Origin of the sequence: Mycobacterium sp. 852013-51886_SCH5428379, from assembly GCF_001665575.1 — a bacterium.
Lineage (GTDB): Bacteria > Actinomycetota > Actinomycetes > Mycobacteriales > Mycobacteriaceae > Mycobacterium.
In genome coordinates this window covers 1-18,023 of record NZ_LZSU01000029.1, presented here as the reverse complement: position 1 = coordinate 18,023, position 18,023 = coordinate 1, and the positions used below count along the sequence as shown (strand labels likewise).

Annotated in this window: 19 protein-coding genes and 1 pseudogene; 9 read left to right on the top strand and 11 right to left on the bottom strand. The window is 68.3% G+C overall.

Annotated features, from left to right (window positions below; all coding sequences use genetic code 11):
• Window positions 1-92 precede the first annotated feature (92 nt).
• The 3 genes from A5757_RS12085 to A5757_RS12075 all read right to left on the bottom strand — a co-directional run bounded on the left by A5757_RS12085 (window position 93) and on the right by A5757_RS12075 (window position 3,281).
• A complete protein-coding gene (locus A5757_RS12085; RefSeq protein ID WP_066833745.1) occupies window positions 93-1,781 on the bottom strand; it encodes a DEAD/DEAH box helicase in 1,689 nt (562 codons plus the stop codon).
• Window positions 1,782-1,867: 86 nt separating this feature from the next.
• Entirely contained in the window at window positions 1,868-2,374 is a 507-nt protein-coding gene (locus A5757_RS12080; protein ID WP_066833742.1) for a cupin domain-containing protein, read from the bottom strand.
• Window positions 2,375-2,384: 10 nt separating this feature from the next.
• Window positions 2,385-3,281, bottom strand: coding sequence for an SDR family NAD(P)-dependent oxidoreductase (locus A5757_RS12075; protein ID WP_066833740.1), 897 nt, complete (start codon window positions 3,279-3,281; stop codon window positions 2,385-2,387).
• Between the two features lie 104 nt (window positions 3,282-3,385).
• On the opposite strand from A5757_RS12075, the gene A5757_RS12070 reads away from it, so the two are divergent.
• Both A5757_RS12070 and groL read left to right on the top strand, forming a co-directional pair.
• Window positions 3,386-3,955, top strand: coding sequence for a TetR/AcrR family transcriptional regulator (locus A5757_RS12070; RefSeq protein WP_066833737.1), 570 nt, complete (start codon window positions 3,386-3,388; stop codon window positions 3,953-3,955).
• Window positions 3,956-4,134: 179 nt separating this feature from the next.
• Entirely contained in the window at window positions 4,135-5,760 is a 1,626-nt protein-coding gene (groL, locus tag A5757_RS12065) for a chaperonin GroEL (RefSeq protein ID WP_066833735.1), read from the top strand.
• A gap of 100 nt (window positions 5,761-5,860) precedes the next feature.
• Here groL and A5757_RS12060 read toward each other — a convergent pair whose 3' ends face one another.
• Together A5757_RS12060 and A5757_RS12055 are read right to left on the bottom strand one after the other, a co-directional pair.
• Window positions 5,861-6,676, bottom strand: coding sequence for an endonuclease domain-containing protein (locus A5757_RS12060; protein ID WP_066833732.1), 816 nt, complete (start codon window positions 6,674-6,676; stop codon window positions 5,861-5,863).
• Between the two features lie 64 nt (window positions 6,677-6,740).
• Entirely contained in the window at window positions 6,741-7,088 is a 348-nt protein-coding gene (locus A5757_RS12055; RefSeq protein WP_066833729.1) for a hypothetical protein, read from the bottom strand.
• Window positions 7,089-7,119: 31 nt separating this feature from the next.
• On the opposite strand from A5757_RS12055, the gene A5757_RS12050 reads away from it, so the two are divergent.
• Window positions 7,120-7,947, top strand: coding sequence for an SDR family oxidoreductase (locus tag A5757_RS12050; protein WP_066833726.1), 828 nt, complete (start codon window positions 7,120-7,122; stop codon window positions 7,945-7,947).
• On the opposite strand, the gene A5757_RS12045 is transcribed toward A5757_RS12050, so the two are convergent.
• A complete protein-coding gene (locus tag A5757_RS12045; RefSeq protein ID WP_066833723.1) occupies window positions 7,936-8,490 on the bottom strand; it encodes a carboxymuconolactone decarboxylase family protein in 555 nt (184 codons plus the stop codon). The two genes, A5757_RS12050 and A5757_RS12045, sit on opposite strands and share 12 nt — an antisense overlap.
• Window positions 8,487-10,223 carry an amidohydrolase family protein gene (locus A5757_RS12040; RefSeq protein ID WP_066833720.1) on the bottom strand — a complete coding sequence of 579 codons (1,737 nt, stop codon included), beginning with the start codon at window positions 10,221-10,223 and terminating at the stop codon, window positions 8,487-8,489. Before A5757_RS12040 ends, A5757_RS12045 begins: the two co-directional genes overlap by 4 nt.
• 22 nt (window positions 10,224-10,245) lie before the next feature.
• On the opposite strand from A5757_RS12040, the gene A5757_RS12035 reads away from it, so the two are divergent.
• From A5757_RS12035 to A5757_RS12015, 5 genes are read left to right on the top strand one after another with little or no spacing between them, the layout of a single operon-like run.
• Window positions 10,246-10,635 carry a VOC family protein gene (locus A5757_RS12035; RefSeq protein ID WP_066833713.1) on the top strand — a complete coding sequence of 130 codons (390 nt, stop codon included), beginning with the start codon at window positions 10,246-10,248 and terminating at the stop codon, window positions 10,633-10,635.
• A 19-nt stretch (window positions 10,636-10,654) separates the two neighbouring features.
• Window positions 10,655-11,173: a mycothiol transferase gene (locus A5757_RS12030; protein ID WP_066833710.1), complete on the top strand. Its 519-nt coding sequence runs from the start codon at window positions 10,655-10,657 to the stop codon at window positions 11,171-11,173.
• Between the two features lie 47 nt (window positions 11,174-11,220).
• Window positions 11,221-11,712: a PA-phosphatase gene (locus tag A5757_RS12025; protein WP_231983964.1), complete on the top strand. Its 492-nt coding sequence runs from the start codon at window positions 11,221-11,223 to the stop codon at window positions 11,710-11,712.
• A 53-nt stretch (window positions 11,713-11,765) separates the two neighbouring features.
• Window positions 11,766-13,283 (top strand): aldehyde dehydrogenase family protein, encoded by a 1,518-nt coding sequence (locus A5757_RS12020; RefSeq protein ID WP_066833707.1) that lies wholly within the window; start codon window positions 11,766-11,768, stop codon window positions 13,281-13,283.
• A 15-nt stretch (window positions 13,284-13,298) separates the two neighbouring features.
• A complete protein-coding gene (locus A5757_RS12015; RefSeq protein WP_066833704.1) occupies window positions 13,299-14,141 on the top strand; it encodes a hypothetical protein in 843 nt (280 codons plus the stop codon).
• Between the two features lie 5 nt (window positions 14,142-14,146).
• Here the strand turns inward: A5757_RS12015 and A5757_RS12010 are convergent, their stop codons facing one another.
• The 3 genes from A5757_RS12010 to A5757_RS12000 are packed head-to-tail and all read right to left on the bottom strand — an operon-like array spanning window position 14,147 to window position 16,464.
• Window positions 14,147-15,001 carry an SDR family NAD(P)-dependent oxidoreductase gene (locus tag A5757_RS12010; protein WP_066833702.1) on the bottom strand — a complete coding sequence of 285 codons (855 nt, stop codon included), beginning with the start codon at window positions 14,999-15,001 and terminating at the stop codon, window positions 14,147-14,149.
• A complete protein-coding gene (locus A5757_RS12005) occupies window positions 14,991-15,170 on the bottom strand; it encodes a ferredoxin (protein WP_369815937.1) in 180 nt (59 codons plus the stop codon). Before A5757_RS12005 ends, A5757_RS12010 begins: the two co-directional genes overlap by 11 nt.
• A gap of 22 nt (window positions 15,171-15,192) precedes the next feature.
• Complete coding sequence (locus A5757_RS12000) at window positions 15,193-16,464, bottom strand: cytochrome P450 (RefSeq protein ID WP_066833699.1); 1,272 nt, start codon at window positions 16,462-16,464, stop codon at window positions 15,193-15,195.
• 53 nt (window positions 16,465-16,517) lie between these two features.
• Between A5757_RS12000 and A5757_RS11995 the strand changes: the two genes are divergently transcribed.
• Window positions 16,518-17,096, top strand: a complete 579-nt coding sequence (locus tag A5757_RS11995) for a TetR/AcrR family transcriptional regulator (protein ID WP_066833696.1) — start codon at window positions 16,518-16,520, stop codon at window positions 17,094-17,096.
• Between the two features lie 43 nt (window positions 17,097-17,139).
• Here the strand turns inward: A5757_RS11995 and A5757_RS23435 are convergent.
• Window positions 17,140-18,023: pseudogene (locus A5757_RS23435) on the bottom strand (hypothetical protein); the annotation flags it as partial.

Sequence of the window (18,023 nt, the reverse complement as noted above, 5' to 3'; positions counted from 1 at the left end):
GCGGTTGCGCGTGGGACCGACTGTAGTCGCCGGACCCGCACAGCAACAGACCTGTCAGAACCGGTGCTTACATGGGCAAAAACCTTGAGGCGTCACGCCTTCAGTGAACGTACCGCCACGATTCGGGCCTGCAACTGATCCGACGTCGCGGCGGCGACGGGCGGGCCGCCGCAGATGCGGCGAAGCTCGTTGTGGATCGCACCGTGCGACTTCCCGGTGCGGTGGTGCGCCAGCGACACCAGGGTGTTGAGTTCGCGACGCAGATCCCGCAGCTGCCCGTACGGCGTCGCGGGCGGCGGCCCACCGGAGGCCGTGCGCTTGGTGAGTTGCTCTTCCTGCCTGCGGCGCAACAGATCTCGCATCGATGCGGCGTCGAGGAGACCCGGGATACCCAGATAGTCGGCCTCCTCGTCGCTTCCGGCCGGGGTCGCGGTCCCGAACGACGAGCCGTCGAAGATCACCTGGTCGAGTTCGGCGTCGGCGCCGAGGTAGGTGATCTTGTTCTCCTCCTCGCCGGGTTCGTCGCGCTTCTGTTCGGCCAGCTCCGCGTCGAGCGGATCGTCGAGCGTCTCGCGGTGCGGTTTGCCCAGGATGTGGTTGCGCTGGGCTTCCATCTCGCTGGCCAGCATCAGCAGATTCGGCACGGACGGAAGGAAGATGCTGGCCGTCTCGCCGGGGCGCCGGGAGCGCACGAACCGGCCGATCGCCTGGGCGAAGAACAGCGGCGTGGAGGCACTGGTGGCGTAGACGCCCACCGCCAACCGCGGGACGTCGACCCCTTCGGAGACCATGCGCACCGCGACCAGCCACCGCGACGTGTCGGCCGAGTACTGCGAGATCCGCTCCGAGGCGCCCTTGTCGTCGGACAACACGACGGTCGGCGCCTCACCGGTGATCTTCACCAGCAACTCGGCGTACGCGCGGGCGGTGGTCTGGTCGGAGGCGATGATCATGCCGCCGGCGTCGGGGACGTGCTGGCGCAGACCCTGCAGCCGCTTGTCCGCCGCGGCGATGACGGCGGGCATCCATTCGCCGTTCGGGTCGAGCGCCGTCTTCCACGCACGGGCGGTCTGCTCTGCGGTGAGCGGTTCGCCCAGCCGTGCGGCGTGCTCTTCGCCCGCGCTGTCGCGCCAGCGGGCCTCGCCGGAGTAGGCCATGAACATCACCGGCCGGACCACCCCGTCGGCGAGGGCGTCGCTGTAGCCGTAGGTGTGGTCGGCCCGGGAGCGGGCGAGCCCATCGGGGCCGGGTTCGTAGGTGACGAAGGGGATGGCGCTGTCGTCGCTGCGGAACGGCGTCCCGGTCAGCGCGAGCCGGCGCGTCGCGTCGTCGAACGCCTCGCGGATGGCGTCGCCCCAGCTCTTGGCGTCACCGCCGTGGTGGATCTCGTCGAACACGACGAGGGTCTTGCGGTTCTCGGTGCGCACCCGGTGGCGCGTCGGATGGCTGGCGACCTGGGCGTAGGTCACCACCACGCCGTGGTACTCCGCCGACGTCTGCGAATTGGAGTTCGAGAACCTCGGGTCCAGCGCGATGCCGTGCCGGGCGGCGGCCTGCGCCCACTGGATCTTCAGGTGTTCGGTGGGGACGACGACGGTGACCGTCTCGACGGTGCCCTCGGCCAGCAGTTCGGCGACAATACGCAGCGCGAACGTGGTCTTACCGGAGCCGGGGGTGGCCACGGCGAGGAAATCGCGGGGCTTGGCGGTCAGGTACTTGACCAGCGCTCGTCGTTGCCAGCCCCGTAACGCCTGGGTGCTGGGCGCCGCGTCAGCCCGCACCCACGACCTCCTTCCGACCGGAATGCAGTCTAGGGCAGTCGGTTACGCGAGCGCACACTCGCCCGGCGTGTCCCCGCGCTGCGTGTCTAGACGAAGAAGTTGTCGTTCTTGACGAACCACTCCCGGCGTTCGTCGTCAGTCATCTCGCCGAGCTGGGCCAACCCTTCGAAATAGTGCTCGCGGGGTGCGCCCGGAGCGAACAGCATCAGCAGCGACGCCGGTTGATCGGATTCGTTGCGGAAGCCGTGGATGCCGCCTGGCGGGATGTAGAGGAAGTCGTTCTGGTTGCCGTCGGCCCAGTTCTCGCCGTCGTAGAGCCGGATCGTGCCCGACAGGACGAAGAAGGCCTCCGACATCGCCCGGTGGAAGTGCGGGCCCGGTCCGCCGCCGCGCGGCGCGATCTGGACGCGGAACAGGCCGTAGTCACCGCCGGTCGCCTGCATGGTTGGCCCGGTACCCACCAAGTAGTGGTACTGCACCAGACCGAAGGCGTCGTAGTCGGGCGGCTCATGACCGCGCTTGAGCGACGCGCTGACCTCGGGTTCGTCGGCGGTGTAGCGGGGCGGGGGGTACGGCGGAACCACCAGAGACACAGGATCGAGCCTAGAGCGGGAACACCACTCCAGTGAGTTCTTCGGAGACCTTCCACAGCCGCCGCGCCAATGCCTCGTCGTGGGACTGCGCGCTGGAGCCGACCAGCTTCGGATATCCACGGATTCCGCCGAGTCCGTCCGGCCCGTAGTACTGCCCGCCCCGGACCGCGAGATCGGTGGCGGCCCGCAGGGTCGGCAGCGCTCCCATCGCCGCGCTCTGCGTGACCAGCGGGATCAGCGGATCGATCACGGACGGGAGGTGCCGCATCAGCTCGGTGCCGGACACCCCGGGATGCGCGGCGACCGCGATCGGGTCGTCGGTGTGCAGGCGACGCTGCAGCTCGTAGGTGAACAGCAGGTTCGCGAGCTTGGACTGTCCGTAGGCGGCCACCCGGTTGTAGCTGCGCTCCCACTGCAGATCGTCGAAGTGGATGGACGCGAGGATGCGGTGTCCGGTGCTGCTGACCGTCACCACGCGAGACCCCGGGACGGCGAGCAGGTTCTCCAGCAGGAGTCCGGTGAGCGCGAAGTGCCCGAGGTGGTTGGTGCCGAACTGGAGCTCGAAGCCGTCCTCGGTGCTCTGCTTCGGCGGGTACATCACCCCCGCGTTGTTGATCAGCAGGTCGATGCGCGGAAACTGCGCGTTGAGTGCCTCGGCCGCCGCGTGCACCGACCGCAGAGCGCCGAGGTCGAGGCTCTGCACGGTGAGCGCGGCGCCGGGGTGGGCAGTGGTGATCTGGTCGGCGGCGCGCTTGCCCTTCTCGGTGTCGCGCACGGCAAGGACGACATGCGCGCCCTGCGCGGCCAGCGCTTTCGCGGTCTCCAGGCCGAGGCCGGTGTTGGCGCCGGTGATCACCGCGGTGCGGCCGGCCTGATCGGGGATGTCTGCGGTGGTCCACTGCGCCATGTGGGGAGGCCTTCCTCGACGTGTGAGAGCATGAAACGGAGCGTGCGCCCCGGTTGATCCCACTGTACGGAACCGACGCTCCTGCCAACTACCGAGGAGGGGCAATGGGTACGGACCGGCCGCTGCGAGCGGACGCGGCGCGCAACCGCGCCCGCGTGCTGGAGGTCGCCTACGATCTGTTCGCCGAGCAGGGGCCCGGCGTGCCCATCGACGAGATAGCGCGTCGCGCCGGAGTCGGTCCCGGCACCGTCTACCGGCACTTCCCGACCAAGGAGTCGCTGTTCGAAGCGGTCATCGAGGACCGGGTGCGCAGCATCGTCGACAAGGCCCGCGCGCAGCTGGCGGCGGATCCGACGACGGCGTTGTTCGAGTTCCTGTACGACGCGGTGCGCACCGGCTCCGTCGACCACGGCATGGTGGAGGCGATGGCCGGCTACGGCGTCGACATGGACACCGCCGCGCCTGGGGCCGAGGCGGCTTTCCTCGGTGTGCTGACCGACCTGCTCGCGGCGGGTCAGCAGGCCGGCACGGTGCGGACCGACATCGGCGTCGCCGAAGTCAAGGTGCTGCTGACGATGTGCAAGGCTTCGCAGCGCCACGGTGAGGGTGTGGCGGACCGGCTCGCCGCGGTGATCGCCGACGGTCTGCGTCCCCGGCCGTCCGAGCCCGGGTGACCTTGCACTCGCCCTGGTCGAGTGCTAGAAATGCAGTTGGCACTCGCGACCGGTGAGTGCTAGGTCGGGACGGTGAGACCGGGGCCGCAAGTTCTGCGAGCACAGCCCAGGTCGTCCGTCGCGGGCACTGGGCCCGGCCAACAAGAACGTGCATCCGCAATCCGGAGGAACACTTCGCAATGGCCAAGACAATTGCGTATGACGAAGAGGCCCGTCGCGGCCTCGAGCGGGGCCTCAACAGCCTCGCCGACGCCGTCAAGGTGACGCTGGGCCCCAAGGGCCGCAACGTCGTCCTGGAGAAGAAGTGGGGCGCCCCCACGATCACCAACGATGGTGTGTCCATCGCCAAGGAGATCGAGCTGGAGGACCCGTACGAGAAGATCGGCGCTGAGCTGGTCAAAGAGGTCGCCAAGAAGACTGATGACGTCGCAGGCGACGGCACCACCACCGCCACCGTTCTGGCTCAGGCGCTCGTGCGCGAGGGTCTGCGCAACGTGGCCGCCGGCGCAAACCCGCTCGGCCTGAAGCGCGGCATCGAGAAGGCCGTCGAGAAGGTCACCGAGACGCTGCTGAAGTCCGCCAAGGAGGTGGAGACCAAGGAGCAGATCGCTGCCACCGCCGGTATCTCCGCCGGTGACCAGTCCATCGGCGACCTGATCGCCGAGGCCATGGACAAGGTCGGCAACGAGGGTGTCATCACCGTCGAGGAGTCCAACACCTTCGGCCTGCAGCTGGAGCTCACCGAGGGTATGCGCTTCGACAAGGGCTACATCTCGGGTTACTTCGTGACCGACGCCGAGCGTCAGGAAGCGGTCCTCGAGGATCCGTACATCCTCCTGGTCAGCTCGAAGATCTCGACCGTCAAGGACCTGCTGCCGCTGCTGGAGAAGGTCATCCAGGCCGGTAAGCCGCTGCTGATCATCGCCGAGGACGTCGAGGGCGAGGCCCTGTCGACCCTGGTGGTCAACAAGATCCGCGGCACCTTCAAGTCCGTCGCCGTCAAGGCCCCGGGCTTCGGTGACCGCCGCAAGGCGATGCTGCAGGACATGGCGATCCTCACCGGTGGCCAGGTCGTCAGCGAAGAGGTCGGTCTGTCGCTCGAGACCGCCGACGTCTCGCTGCTGGGCCAGGCCCGCAAGGTCGTCGTGACCAAGGACGAGACCACCATCGTCGAGGGCGCCGGTGACACCGACGCCATCGCCGGCCGCGTGGCTCAGATCCGTGCCGAGATCGAGAACAGCGACTCCGACTACGACCGCGAGAAGCTGCAGGAGCGCCTGGCCAAGCTGGCCGGCGGTGTTGCGGTGATCAAGGCCGGCGCTGCCACCGAGGTGGAGCTCAAGGAGCGCAAGCACCGCATCGAGGACGCCGTGCGCAACGCCAAGGCGGCTGTCGAAGAGGGCATCGTCGCCGGTGGCGGCGTCGCTCTGCTGCAGTCGGCTCCGTCGCTGGACGAGCTGAACCTCACCGGTGACGAGGCGACCGGCGCGAACATCGTTCGCGTGGCGCTGTCGGCTCCGCTGAAGCAGATCGCCTTCAACGGTGGGCTCGAGCCCGGCGTTGTCGCCGAGAAGGTCACCAACTCGCCCGCCGGCACCGGCCTCAACGCCGCGACCGGTGAGTACGAGGACCTGCTCAAGGCCGGTGTCGCCGACCCGGTGAAGGTCACCCGCTCGGCGCTGCAGAACGCAGCCTCGATCGCGGCGCTGTTCCTCACCACCGAGGCCGTCGTCGCCGACAAGCCGGAGAAGTCGGCCGCACCCGCGGGCGACCCGACCGGTGGCATGGGCGGTATGGACTTCTAAGTCCTGGTTTTTCGGAAGGCCCGGTCTGCTTCGGCAGGCCGGGCCTTTCGCAATGTCGGCCTGACAGCGCCGTCATGGATATATGTGCATGACGAGGCTGTCAGCCCGACATTGCGATCGGACCGCGATGCCCACGCCGCCGGACAATCGACAGAATGTCGGCGACCACGATGTCCCAGCGGTAGACGACGTCCTCATAGGTCAATCGAATCACCAGGAACCCCAGGCCGCCGGCCACTCGGTCCCTCGTCCGGTCGGACTGGTACTTGGGTAGGTGATGCTCGCGGCTGTCGGCCTCGATGATGAGCCGATCGCCCACCAGGAAGTCGACCCGTCCCACCGCCGGAATGCTCACCTGGGTCCGTAGGTTTATCCCGAGCGCTCGCAGCCGTAGCCGGATGATCGTCTCGGTACCCGACTCGCTCTCGGCGTCGCATCGCTCGGCGAGATCGAGGTGCGCGAAGCGCGATGCCGCAACGATCGACCTCACATCGACCATCTCGACCATTCGCTGATTCAGCATTGAGTCCAGGACGATCACGAGGCCCTCGGCGTCGAGGCAGTTCGCCGCCGAGGCGACCGCGATGTCGATCGGGTCGACGGCGCCGACGATGGGCGGATCCAACCGGTACGGGTGGCAGGACCGGATTCCGGGGCGGGACCGGCGAGCCCGCTCCGAGTACCGGATGTGCAGCGTTGAGTCGGGAACCCACACCCGGCAGAAGCGCAACGCCGAAACGCACCCCATGACGCCTCCGGCGGCGACCGCGCGGACGACCTGCGGATGAGCCGACTGGCCTGCATACCAACCCCGGCGAATCTGCTGCCAAGCCTTCGTGTTCATGCCGGCCGCCCGCAGTTGAGCGGTGGACAGCACCCCGCCGTTCGCCGCGAGCAGATGCGCGTTGCCGGCCACCGGTCCATCCCAACCGACGACAGGCGGCAGACGACAGACCCCGGGGTGGCGACCTGTGGATGACTCAGCCCTTCAGCGACACACAGTCGTGCACCCCGTCGGGGCTGCGGTGCAGGACGGCGCGGTTGGGTGTGAGTCGCATTCCGTCCTCGGTGACCTCGGCGGTGCCGTCCACGATCAATGAGTAGCCCGTCGGCTCCCGCGGCGGCCACACCAGGGTGACCTCGGTGTGCGCGGCGGCATTGCGGCGGGTGGTGTTGCCGAGTGGCCCGATGGTGAATGCACCGTGTCCGAAGACCGGGACGACAGCCACGGTGTGTGCCCGAAAGTCATCGCCGACGGTGATGAGATAGGCGAGGCCGTAGTCGGCCAAGGTGTCGGCAAGCTTGTCCAGATCGACCTTCACGCTCATGCGGTGAGGCTACGGCGTAGTTTCGGAGACCATGCCGCTTCCCGCCCCGTCGCCGACAACCACCGCGATCGTCACCGGCGCGTCGTCGGGCATCGGCGCCGATCTCGCCCGTGAACTCGCCGCCCGCGGCCACGGCGTCACCCTCGTAGCCCGCCGCGCCGACAAGTTGCAGACCCTCGCCGCGGAACTGGGCGAGAAGGTCCGCGCCGAAGTCGTCGTCTGCGACGTCGCCGACCCCGACGCCCGCGCTCAGCTGTTCGACGAGGTCGCCGATCGCGGCCTCACCGTCGAGATCCTGGTCAACAACGCCGGTATCGGCACCATCGGGTCTCTGGTCACATCGCCGGTGGCCGACGAGATCGCCCAGGTGCGCGTGAACGTGGAGGCGGTCATCGACCTCACCACCCGCGCCGCCCAGCAGATGGTCCCGCGCGGCCGCGGGGCGATCCTCAACGTCGGTTCGACCGCCGGATTCCATCCCTTCCCGGGACAGTCCGGCTACGCGGCCACCAAGACGTTCGTACACACCTACACCGAGGGAGTGCGGGCCGAACTGGCCGGCACCGGCGTCACGGTCGCAACACTCTGCCCCGGCCCGGTGCGCACCGAATTCCTCGACGCCGCCGGCATGGACGAGAAGACCTTTTCCGCAGCGTTTCCCAAGTTCCTCTGGATGCCGTCGCGCGAGGTGGCCAGGACCGGCGTTGACGCGCTTGCGAACGACACCGGCATCGCGATACCCGGTGTGCAGAACCAGCTCAGCACGCTGCTGATGCAGGTGATCCCCAAGCGGCTGCTGCTGCCGCTGCTGGTCAGCCGGCACCCCGCCCTACGTCGGGACCGCCGCTCACCCCGCTGACGGCCAGGGCCGCATCCAGCCCTCGACCGGCAGCGCCAGCCCGTTGCACAGCGTGCAGACCGTCCGGTACCAGCCGACGGCGATCAGCAGTTCCATCCGCTGCTCGTCGTCCAGATCGACGCCGAGCGCGTCCCACGTGTCGCTCGACCAGGATCCCGTCCGCTCCAGCTCGTCGACCGCGTCGATCAGAACAGCCTCGGAGACAGACCAATTCGCGGCGGCCCCGGTCACCAGCGCGTCGCACTCGTCGTCGGTGACCCCGGCGATCGGACCCCAGAACGCGGCCTGCCCACCCCACTCGTATTCACACTTCACCAACGCACATGTCCGCAGGATCGCGATCGTGCGCAGCCGCGCCGGCAGTCGGGCGTCGGTGTAGAGCGACTCGCCCATCTTGCGCAGCCGGTGGGCCAGCTTCGGATGGCGTTGCAGGCAGCGCACCAGCAGCAGCGGCTCGTAGGTGCGGTCCGGGTGGCCCCAGCTGTGGATCTCGGCGGCGTCGGCCTCGCTCCACGGTGGCGCCAGCGGGGGAACGCGCGTCACGCAACGGGCTCCGGCTGCCTGCCCCGCACCAGCTTGCCGGGTCGCGCGTCGGTCGGTACACCGCGTTCGGCGATCACGACGCCGCTGACCACCGTGGCGACGTAACCGTCGGCGGTCTGGTCCAGACGCTTCCCGCCGGCCGGCAGATCGCGGGCGACGACGGGTTTGTGCAGTTTCAAGGCGGCGTGGTCGATGACGTTGAGGTCGGCCTTGTAGCCGACGGCGATCCGGCCGCGGTCGGCCAGGCCCGCGACGCGGGCGGGTGCCGAGGTCAGTTCGCGCACCGCCTCGGCCACCGAGAGCCGTCCGGTCGCGCGGTCACGGGTCCAGTGCGTGAGCAGGAACGTGGGAAAGCTTGCGTCGCATACCATCCCGTAGTGGGCACCCCCGTCGCCGAGGCCCAGCACCACGTCGTCGCGGCGCATCAGCGCACCGACGGTGTCCAGAGAGTTGTCCTGGAAGTTGCCCAGAGCCACCAGCAGCATGGCGTGGCCGTCGTCCTCGAGTAGCCGGTCGTAGGCCTCCTCGGCGGGGCTGACCCCGCGGGCCGCTGCCAGGGCTGCGATGGATGTCGACGGATCGGGTTCATAGTTCGGGTCGTCGCCGAGCGGGAAGATCCAGTTCCAGGCCTGCACCATGAACATCAGCGGATGTCCGTCGGACGCCGGCTGGTCGTTCAGGATGCGTTGGCGGACCTCGGGTTTGCGCATCTCTGCGACGCGGTCGGCGAGCGGGAGTCCGGCGATCTCCTGATAGCTCGGATACATGACGAACGGGTTGCCGCTCAACTCCAGGCCGATCACCATGCCGATCGGCCGGGGGAACATCTGCGCGGTGATCCGCGGATCACCCTGGGCTGCATGAGAATTGAACTTCTCGACGAGATTCATCGCCTGCGGCCACATCGGTTCGCCGACATTGCCGGTCAGCAGCGAGAACGTCACGGGCAGGCCGGCATCCGTCGCGACCTCGAACACCTTCTGGAGCACGGTCTCGTAACCGCCGGCCGGGATGTCGGGCACGAACTGGATGAGCCCGCCGCCGCCTTCGGCGACACCGGCGGCGATCGCGGCGATCTCGGCGTGATCGGCGTCGTAGGTGGGGATGGGCGATCCGCTCGAGGTCTTGTGCAACGCGAACCGGGAGGAGGCGAAGCCCAACGCGCCGGCCTCGACCGCCTCCTTGGCCAGCGCCCGCATCCGGTCCAGATCCTCGGGCCGTGCCGGTTCCCGGTCGGCGCCGCGCTGTCCCATCGTGTACACCCGTAGCGGCGAGTGCGGGAGGTAGGCGGCCACATCGATGTCTCTGGGTCTCGACTCCACCGCGTCGAGATACTCCGGGAACGTCTCCCAGTCCCACGGCAGCCCGTCGACCATGACCACATCGGGGATGTCCTCGACCCCGGCCATCACGTCGACCAGCACGTCGTGGTCTTCGCGGCGGCACGGGGCAAAGCCGACGCCGCAGTTGCCCATCACCGCCGTCGTCACCCCGTGCGCCGACGACGGCGTCATCCGGTCCGACCAGATCGCCTGCCCGTCGTAGTGGGTGTGCAGATCCACGAACCCCGGCGTGACGAGCAGCCCCGCGGCGTCGATCTCGCGGGCGCCGGTGCCCGCGACCGTGCCGATCTCGGCGATCACCCCGTCCCGGACGGCGACGTCGGCGACGAACGGTTCACCGCCCAGACCGTCGACGATGGTTCCGCGGCGAATCACCAGATCAAATGTCATACCTCGAACTTACGATGAGCCGATGATCGATCACTTCGGAATCAACTGCGCGGACTTCGCCGCCTCGGCGCAGTTCTACGACAAGGTGCTCGGCGTTCTGGGTTTCACCCGCCAGATGGACTTCGGTGTCGCGATCGGATACGGCACCGAGGGTCATCCCGACTTCTGGATCGCCGACATGACGGCCGGGGGCGCCGCGGGGCCCAACCGGGAGATCCACGTCGCGTTCGCCGCCAAGGATCCCGAGAGCGTGCAGGCGTTCTTCCGCACCGCGCTGGCGCTGGGCGCCGAACCCCTGCACGAGCCGCGGCTGTGGCCCGAGTATCACGAGAAGTACTACGGGGCGTTCGTCCGAGATCCCGACGGCAACAACGTCGAGGCCGTGTTCCACGGCGGGGGTCCGCAGGGCTGACGCCGGGTAGGTTTTCGGTATGGCTGACTCGGATGGGGCTGCGGCCCGCGAACTCCTGCGCGACTCGTTCACCAGGCTCATCGAGCACGTCGACCAACTGACCGACGATCTGACCGACGAGGTCGCGCTGTATCGGCCCACCGCGTCCGCGAACAGCATCGCTTGGCTGCTGTGGCACAGCGCGCGGGTGCAGGATGCGCAGCTCAGCGACATCGCCGGTGTCGAGCAGGTGTGGACCCGGGACGGCTGGGTCGAGCGCTTCGATCTCGACCTGCCCACCGACGACACCGGATACGGGCACAGCACCGACGACGTCGCCAAGGTCCAGGTCTCGGCGGATCTGCTCGCCGGCTACTACCACGCGGTGCACAAGCTGACGCTCGAATACGTCGCCTCCGTCACCCCCGACGATCTGGCCCAGATCGTCGACGAGAACTGGGATCCGCCGGTGACCGCGAGCGCCCGCCTGGTCAGCATCGTCGACGACTGCGCACAGCATCTCGGTCAGGCCGCCTACGCGCGGGGTATCGCCCGCTGACGCGGCGGGCTCTGCTGCGGTGGTGGCCGGCCGTCGCCCTGGCGGGAGTGTTCGCGCTGGGGTGGGCCGTCGGACGTGGGGGGACCCGCCTCGACGACCGGTTGCTGGCGGTCGACGGCCCCGAATGGCTGCTCCGGGTGACCGACACGCGCGTCCTGATCGCGGCGCTCGCCGTGGCCTGCGGAGTCGCCCTGTCGCGGCGTCGGTGGCGGCTGGCCGCGGTGGTGGCGATCTGTCCGCTTGTCGGCATCGCCGCTGCCCAGGGGCTCAAGCGCTTGTTCGGACGTGAACTCGAGGGCGCACTGGCGTATCCCAGCGGGCACATCACCGCGCTGGTGGTCACGGTCGGCATGGTCGTACTCGTGACCGGGGTCGACGGATGGCTGCTCGCCCTCGCCGCGGTGGTCATCGCGGCGGGGATGTACGCCGTCGGCACCACCTACCACTACTTCACCGATACCGTCGGCGCGGTGCTGCTCGGGACGGCGATCGTCGCGGTGGGCGCCCGGGTCGCGGACCCCCCGCGCCGCAGTTCTTGACAGGTGTCAAACCCGCTGCGACCTGGGTCACACGGGGCGGTTAACATGAAGGCATGACCGCGACGCCCGACGTTCACGCGACCGATACGAACACCATCCACAACCCCGCCACCGGCGCCGTCGCCGGCACGGTGCGCTGGACCGCGCCCGATGACGTAGCCCGGATCGCGACCGGCCTACGCACCGCGCAGCGCGAGTGGGAAGCACGCGGCGCGGCCGGCCGCGCCAAGGTGCTGGCCCGCTATGCCGTCTGGCTCGGCGAGCACCGCGACGAGATCGAAGAGATGCTGATCAAGGAGACGGGCAAGTCCGCCGTCGACGCGGCCCAGGAGGTGCCGCTGATCCTGATGATCACCTCCTACTACGTGCGAACCATGGAGAAGGCCCTCGCCCCGGACACCCGCCCGGCGTCGCTGCCGTTCCTGTCGATCAAGAAGGTCACCGTCCACTACCGCCCGCGCCCGGTCGTCGGCATCATCGCGCCCTGGAACTACCCGGTCGCCAACGCGCTGATGGACGCCATCAGCGCGCTCGCCGCCGGCTGCGCGGTACTGCTCAAGCCGTCGGAGCGCACGCCGCTGACCGCCGAACTGCTGCTGCGCGGCTGGCAGGAGTCCGGCGCACCGGAGGTGCTCGCGCTGGTGCAGGGTGCCCGCGAGGTGTCGGAAGCCGTCATCGACAATTCCGACTTCATCCAGTTCACCGGTTCGTCGGCCACCGGCGCCAAGGTGATGGAACGCGCCGCCCGCCGCCTCACCCCGGTGAGCCTCGAGCTGGGCGGCAAGGACCCGATGATCGTGCTCGAGGACGCCGACATCGATCTCGCCGCGAACGCCGCGGTGTGGGGTGCGATGTTCAACGCCGGGCAGACCTGTGTGTCCGTCGAGCGCGTCTACGTGCTCGAGGCGGTCTACCAGCAGTTCGTCGATGCGGTGGTGCGCGCGGTACGCAACCTCAAGGTCGGCGCCGGTGACGGCAACCACTTCGGCGCCATGATCGACGACGGTCAGGTCTCGGTGACCGAACGCCACGTCGAGGACGCGATCGCCAAGGGCGCCAAGGCGCTCACCGGCGGCAAGCGCGGTTCCGGTTCGGGCAGCTTCTACGAGCCGACCGTCCTGGTGGACGTCGACCACTCGATGTCGTGCATGACGGAGGAGACCTTCGGGCCCACGCTGCCGATCATGAAGGTCAGCTCGGTCGCCGAGGCGATCCGGCTGGCCAACGACAGCCAGTACGGGCTGTCGGCATCGGTGTTCTCGAAGGATCTGGAGCGTGCAAAAGATGTTGCACTGCAACTCGACTGCGGTGGCGTCAACATCAACGACGTCATCTCCAACCTGATGTGCACCACCGCCCCGATGGGCGGCTGGAAGGCGTCGGGTATCGGCGCGCGCTTCGGCGGCCAGGAAGGGTTGCGCAAGTACTGCCGCATCGAGACGGTGGTGGCGCCGCGCACCAACATCGGTGCAGGCGGCAACTACTACAACAACTCCGACAAGGCGCTCAAACGGATGAACACGATGATGACCAAGCTGGCGCTGCTGCGCCCGCGACGGTTGTCGAAGTAGTCCGAAAGGACGGCGTTGCGGTTTCTGCTGACAGCGCTGCTGTGGCTGTCGACCACGCTGCTGCTGGGCATCGCCGTCCCCGCGGTGTGGACGCAGCAGCACATCGTCTCCGAGCAGGGGTACGCGGACCTGGCAGCCTCGGCGGCAGCTGACCCTCGGCTGCAGGAGGCGATGGCCGACGAGCTCACGGTGCAGTTCACCGAGTTCGCCTCGGGTCGGGGTTACGACCTCAACCCCGACCTGGTGCGGCGGGTCGCGGCCGATTACACCAGCAACGCCGGCTTCCCCGGCCAGTTCGCCCAGGCCAATCGGATCGGGCACCGCTGGATGTTCACCGATGTGCCGCAAGGCGCGTCGGGAGACCAGTGGCTGATCGACATCGCCCCGATGCTGTCGGACTCTTCGTTCCGGGCCACCCTCGGCGATCTGGACCTCGATGTCCCCGACAGCCTCATGGTGCCGGTCACCGCACCGTCGCCGGAGCTGCGGCCCGGCCGATTGCAGGCGGTCGCCACGTGGGGGCCATGGGTGAGCGCCGGCGTCGCGCTGCTCACCGCGACCTTCGCCCTGCTGACACTGGCCGGCACCCGGCGGCGGGGTAAAGGCCTGGCGGCGCTGGGCATTTCGGCGTTACTCGCCGGGGCGGCCGGGTGGGCCGGTCTGGAGATCGCGGACCGCCACATCGTCAACGCGCTCGCCCAGACGGAGGGCAACATCCGGGTGATCGCCGAGGTGGTGGTCGGTCACGCCGAACAGAGCCTGCACCACTGGCTGAACCTCACCCTGGCCGCGGGCGTGCTGTTGGTCGCGGTCGGTGTGGTGGTGTCGATGGTGGGCGGCCTGCGCCGCAGCGAGTGACCCCGCTACCGCACCAGAGTCGCGCCCCCATCCAGCCGGATCTGCTGGCCGGTCATGAACCTCGACTCGTCGGCGAGGAGATACACCGCGGCATAGGCACTTTCCCACACGGTGGCGCGGCCCATCTTCAGCTTGACCACCTCGTTGTGCCGCTCGGTCGCCTCGTCGGCGTCCAATCCGAACAGCGACTGTGAATCGCGGTTGGCGAGCACGGAATTGATGGGTCCCAGCATCAATGTGTTGGCGCGGATGCCTGCCTCGGCGTACTGCACGGCGGTGAGCTCGGTGATCTGGTTGAGTCCGGCCTTGCCCAGCGCGTAGGGCATGATGCCGATGTTCAGGCCGATCTCGTTCTTCACGCTGGCGATCGACGAGATGTTGACGATGCTGCCGGCGGTGTCGGCGTCGTTGCGCTCCATGCACTGTGCTGCAAACAGGTTGCAGTAGTAGCAGCCCAGCATGTTGACGTTGATACCCCGGTTGAAGTTCTCCACGGTCATCGAGTTGGTCTCGAAGTCGAACGGAGGATTGGTCGCCACGCTGTACACCATTCCGTCAACGCGACCGCTGGTGGCCATCGCGGTATCGAAAATGCGCTCGCAGTCGTCCTTTTCGGCGACGTCGGCCTCGATGGCGTAAGCCTTACCGCCCTCGGCGACGATCATCTCGACGGTCTCTTTCACCGCGGCCGGGTTCAGGTCGACAGCCACGATCTCTGCGCCGTGGCGCGCGGCCAGAAGGGAGATCGCGCGGCCGTTGCCCATACCGGGGCCGGGGCTCTGTCCGGCACCCACCACGACGATGACCTTGCCGGACAGATCGAACGCCTTGCGGCCGCTGCGGTCGAAATCAGTGGACATGGTGCTCCTCGTTGATGTGGATGGCGTGTTCGGGGCACCCGTCGGCGGCGTCGCGCACCGAGGGGTGGAGGTCGGACGGAACGTCGTTCGTCGTGGTTTCGGCGTAGCCGCCGTCGGCGATCACGAACACCGACGGACACGCCGACGCGCAGACCCCGTGGCCGCGCACAGGTCGTCATCGACGGTGACGTTCATCGGGTGATGACGTGCAGATCGGTCAGGCCGCGCAGGACGTAGGTCGGCACGTAGTCGTAGCGCCGTGCGCCGACCGGTCCGTGCGCCGTCTGGTCGATGCTGATGGCGGTGGTGCGTTCGAGCAGTCGCTGTAGGAGCACCCGGCCTTCGGCTCGCGCCAGCGGTGCGCCGATGCAGCTGTGCACACCTCGGCCGAAGCCGATCTGACGGCGGGCGTTCGCCCGCTCCGGGTCGAAGACATTCGGGTTCTCGAAGTGGCGGGGGTCGCGGTTGGCGGCACCGAGGTGGACCATCAGGGTGGCGCCCGCGGGGATGTCGACGCCGGCGAGCGTCGTCGCTTCGCGCGCCAACCGGAAATCGCCCTTGATGGGGCTTTCGAAGCGCAGGCACTCTTCGTTGAAGTTGGCCAGCTTGTCCGGCGAATTCCGCAGTGCCGCTTGGAGTTCGGCGTCCTCGGCAACCAGCTTCAGCGCTGTCGACAGCAGCCGGACGGTGGTCTCCTGGCCGGCGGAGAACAGGTTCGCAGCGACGCGGACGACGTCGATGACCTCGGGCGTCGACCCGTCGGGGAACGTCGCGAGGGCCATCCCCGTCATGATGTCATCGCGGGGTGCCCGGCGCCGATCGTCGATGTAGTCGGTGAAACGGGTGTAGAGGTACTCCAGCGGGGCGTGCTCCATCACGGTCTCGTCGTCGGTGCTGCCGAGTGTCATGTCGCCGGTGAGTCGCGCGGTCAGCTCGGCATGGTCCTCTTCGGGGACGCCCAGCAGGTCGGCGACGACGAGCAGAGCGAACGTGCCGGCCACCTGCTTGATGAACTCGCCGCCACCCTGCGCGAGAAACGGGTCGAGCACCCGGTCGGCGAGAGTCCACATGAACTCCTCGTTCTCCTTGAGCCGTTTGGGCGTGATCAGGCGGGACAGCAGCGAGCGGTGCGCGGTGTGCTTGGGCGCGTCGAACGAGGGGAGTTGGTCGCTGAAGGGCAACTCGTCGCGGTGCGCGTCGATCAATGCGCGGACCCGGGCGCCGTCGAGACCGTCGAGCGGGACCGGGAAGCCGGGGATGGGGCCGGTCACGGAGTTGCAGGAGGAGAAGGTGTCCGGGTCGGTGAGGACGGTCAGCGCTTCGTCGTAGCCGGTGACGATGAAGACGCCGTGCACCGGTTCGCGCAGGACGGGGCTGGTTTCGCGCATTTGGTTCAGCACCGGGTACGGGTCGGCTACCAGCTTTTCGTCGTGGAAGAAGTCGAGCGCCTCGATAGTCGTCACCTGACCAAACGTACAGCAATCACCTGTACGACTGGTCAGGTAAAGTGCCAAATGTGACCGGCCAAACAGTGGTATCCAGCGGGCGGACCCGGCAGCGTCTGATCGACACGGCGATCGAGTTGTTCAAGCATCACAGCGTGGCAGGAACGTCGCTGCAAATGATCTCCGATGAGCTTGGCCTGACGAAATCCGCTATTTACCATCACTTCCGGACACGCGACGAACTTCTCAGCGCCGTGATGGAACCGATCATCACCGAGGTGATCGCGCTCGTCGACGCCGCCGAGGCCCGCCCCGGAGCCCGCGCTCGCGCCGAACATCTCATCGCCGGCTATGCCGCACTAGCCGCAGCGCACCGCGAGTTGATCCCGCTGCTCACCGGAGACCCCGGCGTCGTCGCCCTGTTACGGGTTCGCACGGATTGGGGCGACGTCGTGGCACGGCAGATGGCCGTGTTCGCCGACCTCGAACCGGGCCTGGGTGGACAGGTGAAAGCAGCGCTCGTCATGTCCGGGATCGCCTCGGCCGCAGGCGTCGATTACGGCGACGTCGACGAGGCCGCGCTACGCGACCAACTGGCTGCGGCCGGGCGTCGCGCCCTCGGACTGCGGACGCCGGCGAGCCGTTCCTAGGTCAGCCCAATCGCTGGAGGCGCCGAGGAGTCTGGCGCGGGGTTCAAAACGGCGGTGGGTCGTCGCCGTACTCGGGGAGTGGTTGGGGTTCGGGTGGTGGGTGTTCTGTCCGTGTGGTTCGCGCTCTGGCGGCTTGGACGGCTTGAGCCGCGGCGGCGCGTCGTTGGGCGGCGTTGTGGGCGCGTTGGGCTTTGATGCGTGCGGTGTTCTCGGCGGCGCGGGTGCGTCGTCGTTTCGGCATTTTGGCGGTGCGGCCGGGGTCGGGTGGTGGCTTCGCGAGCGGGGGGAGTTGCGCGGTGGTGGTGTTCCAGTGCGGGAAGAACAGTCTGCTGCCGGGGGCGGTGGTGTAGCGCTTGCCGGCGGGGGTGGTCCAGATGATGGTGCCGTCGGGGTGTTGTTGGTTGGACCAGCCGTCCCAGAAGGTTTTACCGAGGTGGTGGGTGCGGCATTTGCAGTGCAGGTTGGACGCATGGGTCGGCCCGTACGGCCACGGCACGACATGGTCGATGTCGCAGCGTGCGGCGGGGACGTCGCAGCCGGGGAAACGGCAGAACAGGTCGCGGGCGCGCACGAAGGCGGCGAGTTTGGCCGACGGACGGTAGTGCGGTTCGGGGTCCGGGCCGGGCTGCGGTAGCGGTTTGATCCTGGCCCCGGCGCGCAGGGCTTCGGCGAGTGCGGGGATGGGCAGGATGGTGCCATCGGGCAGCATCGCCGTTCCCGAATCCTGCGGGCAGGGAACGGGATTCGACGCCTCGGTCTCCGCCTGCGGCTCGGTCTCGGGGTGGGCTTGCCGGCGGGCGTGCGCCTCCTGCTGGCCGCGGTCTTCGTCGGCGATCAGATTCTGCGCGGCGTCGATCGCGGCGGGGTCGGCCAGGATGTTGACGACGATGTGGGCGGTGTCCGGTGCGGTGGCCGTGCAGGTCGGGG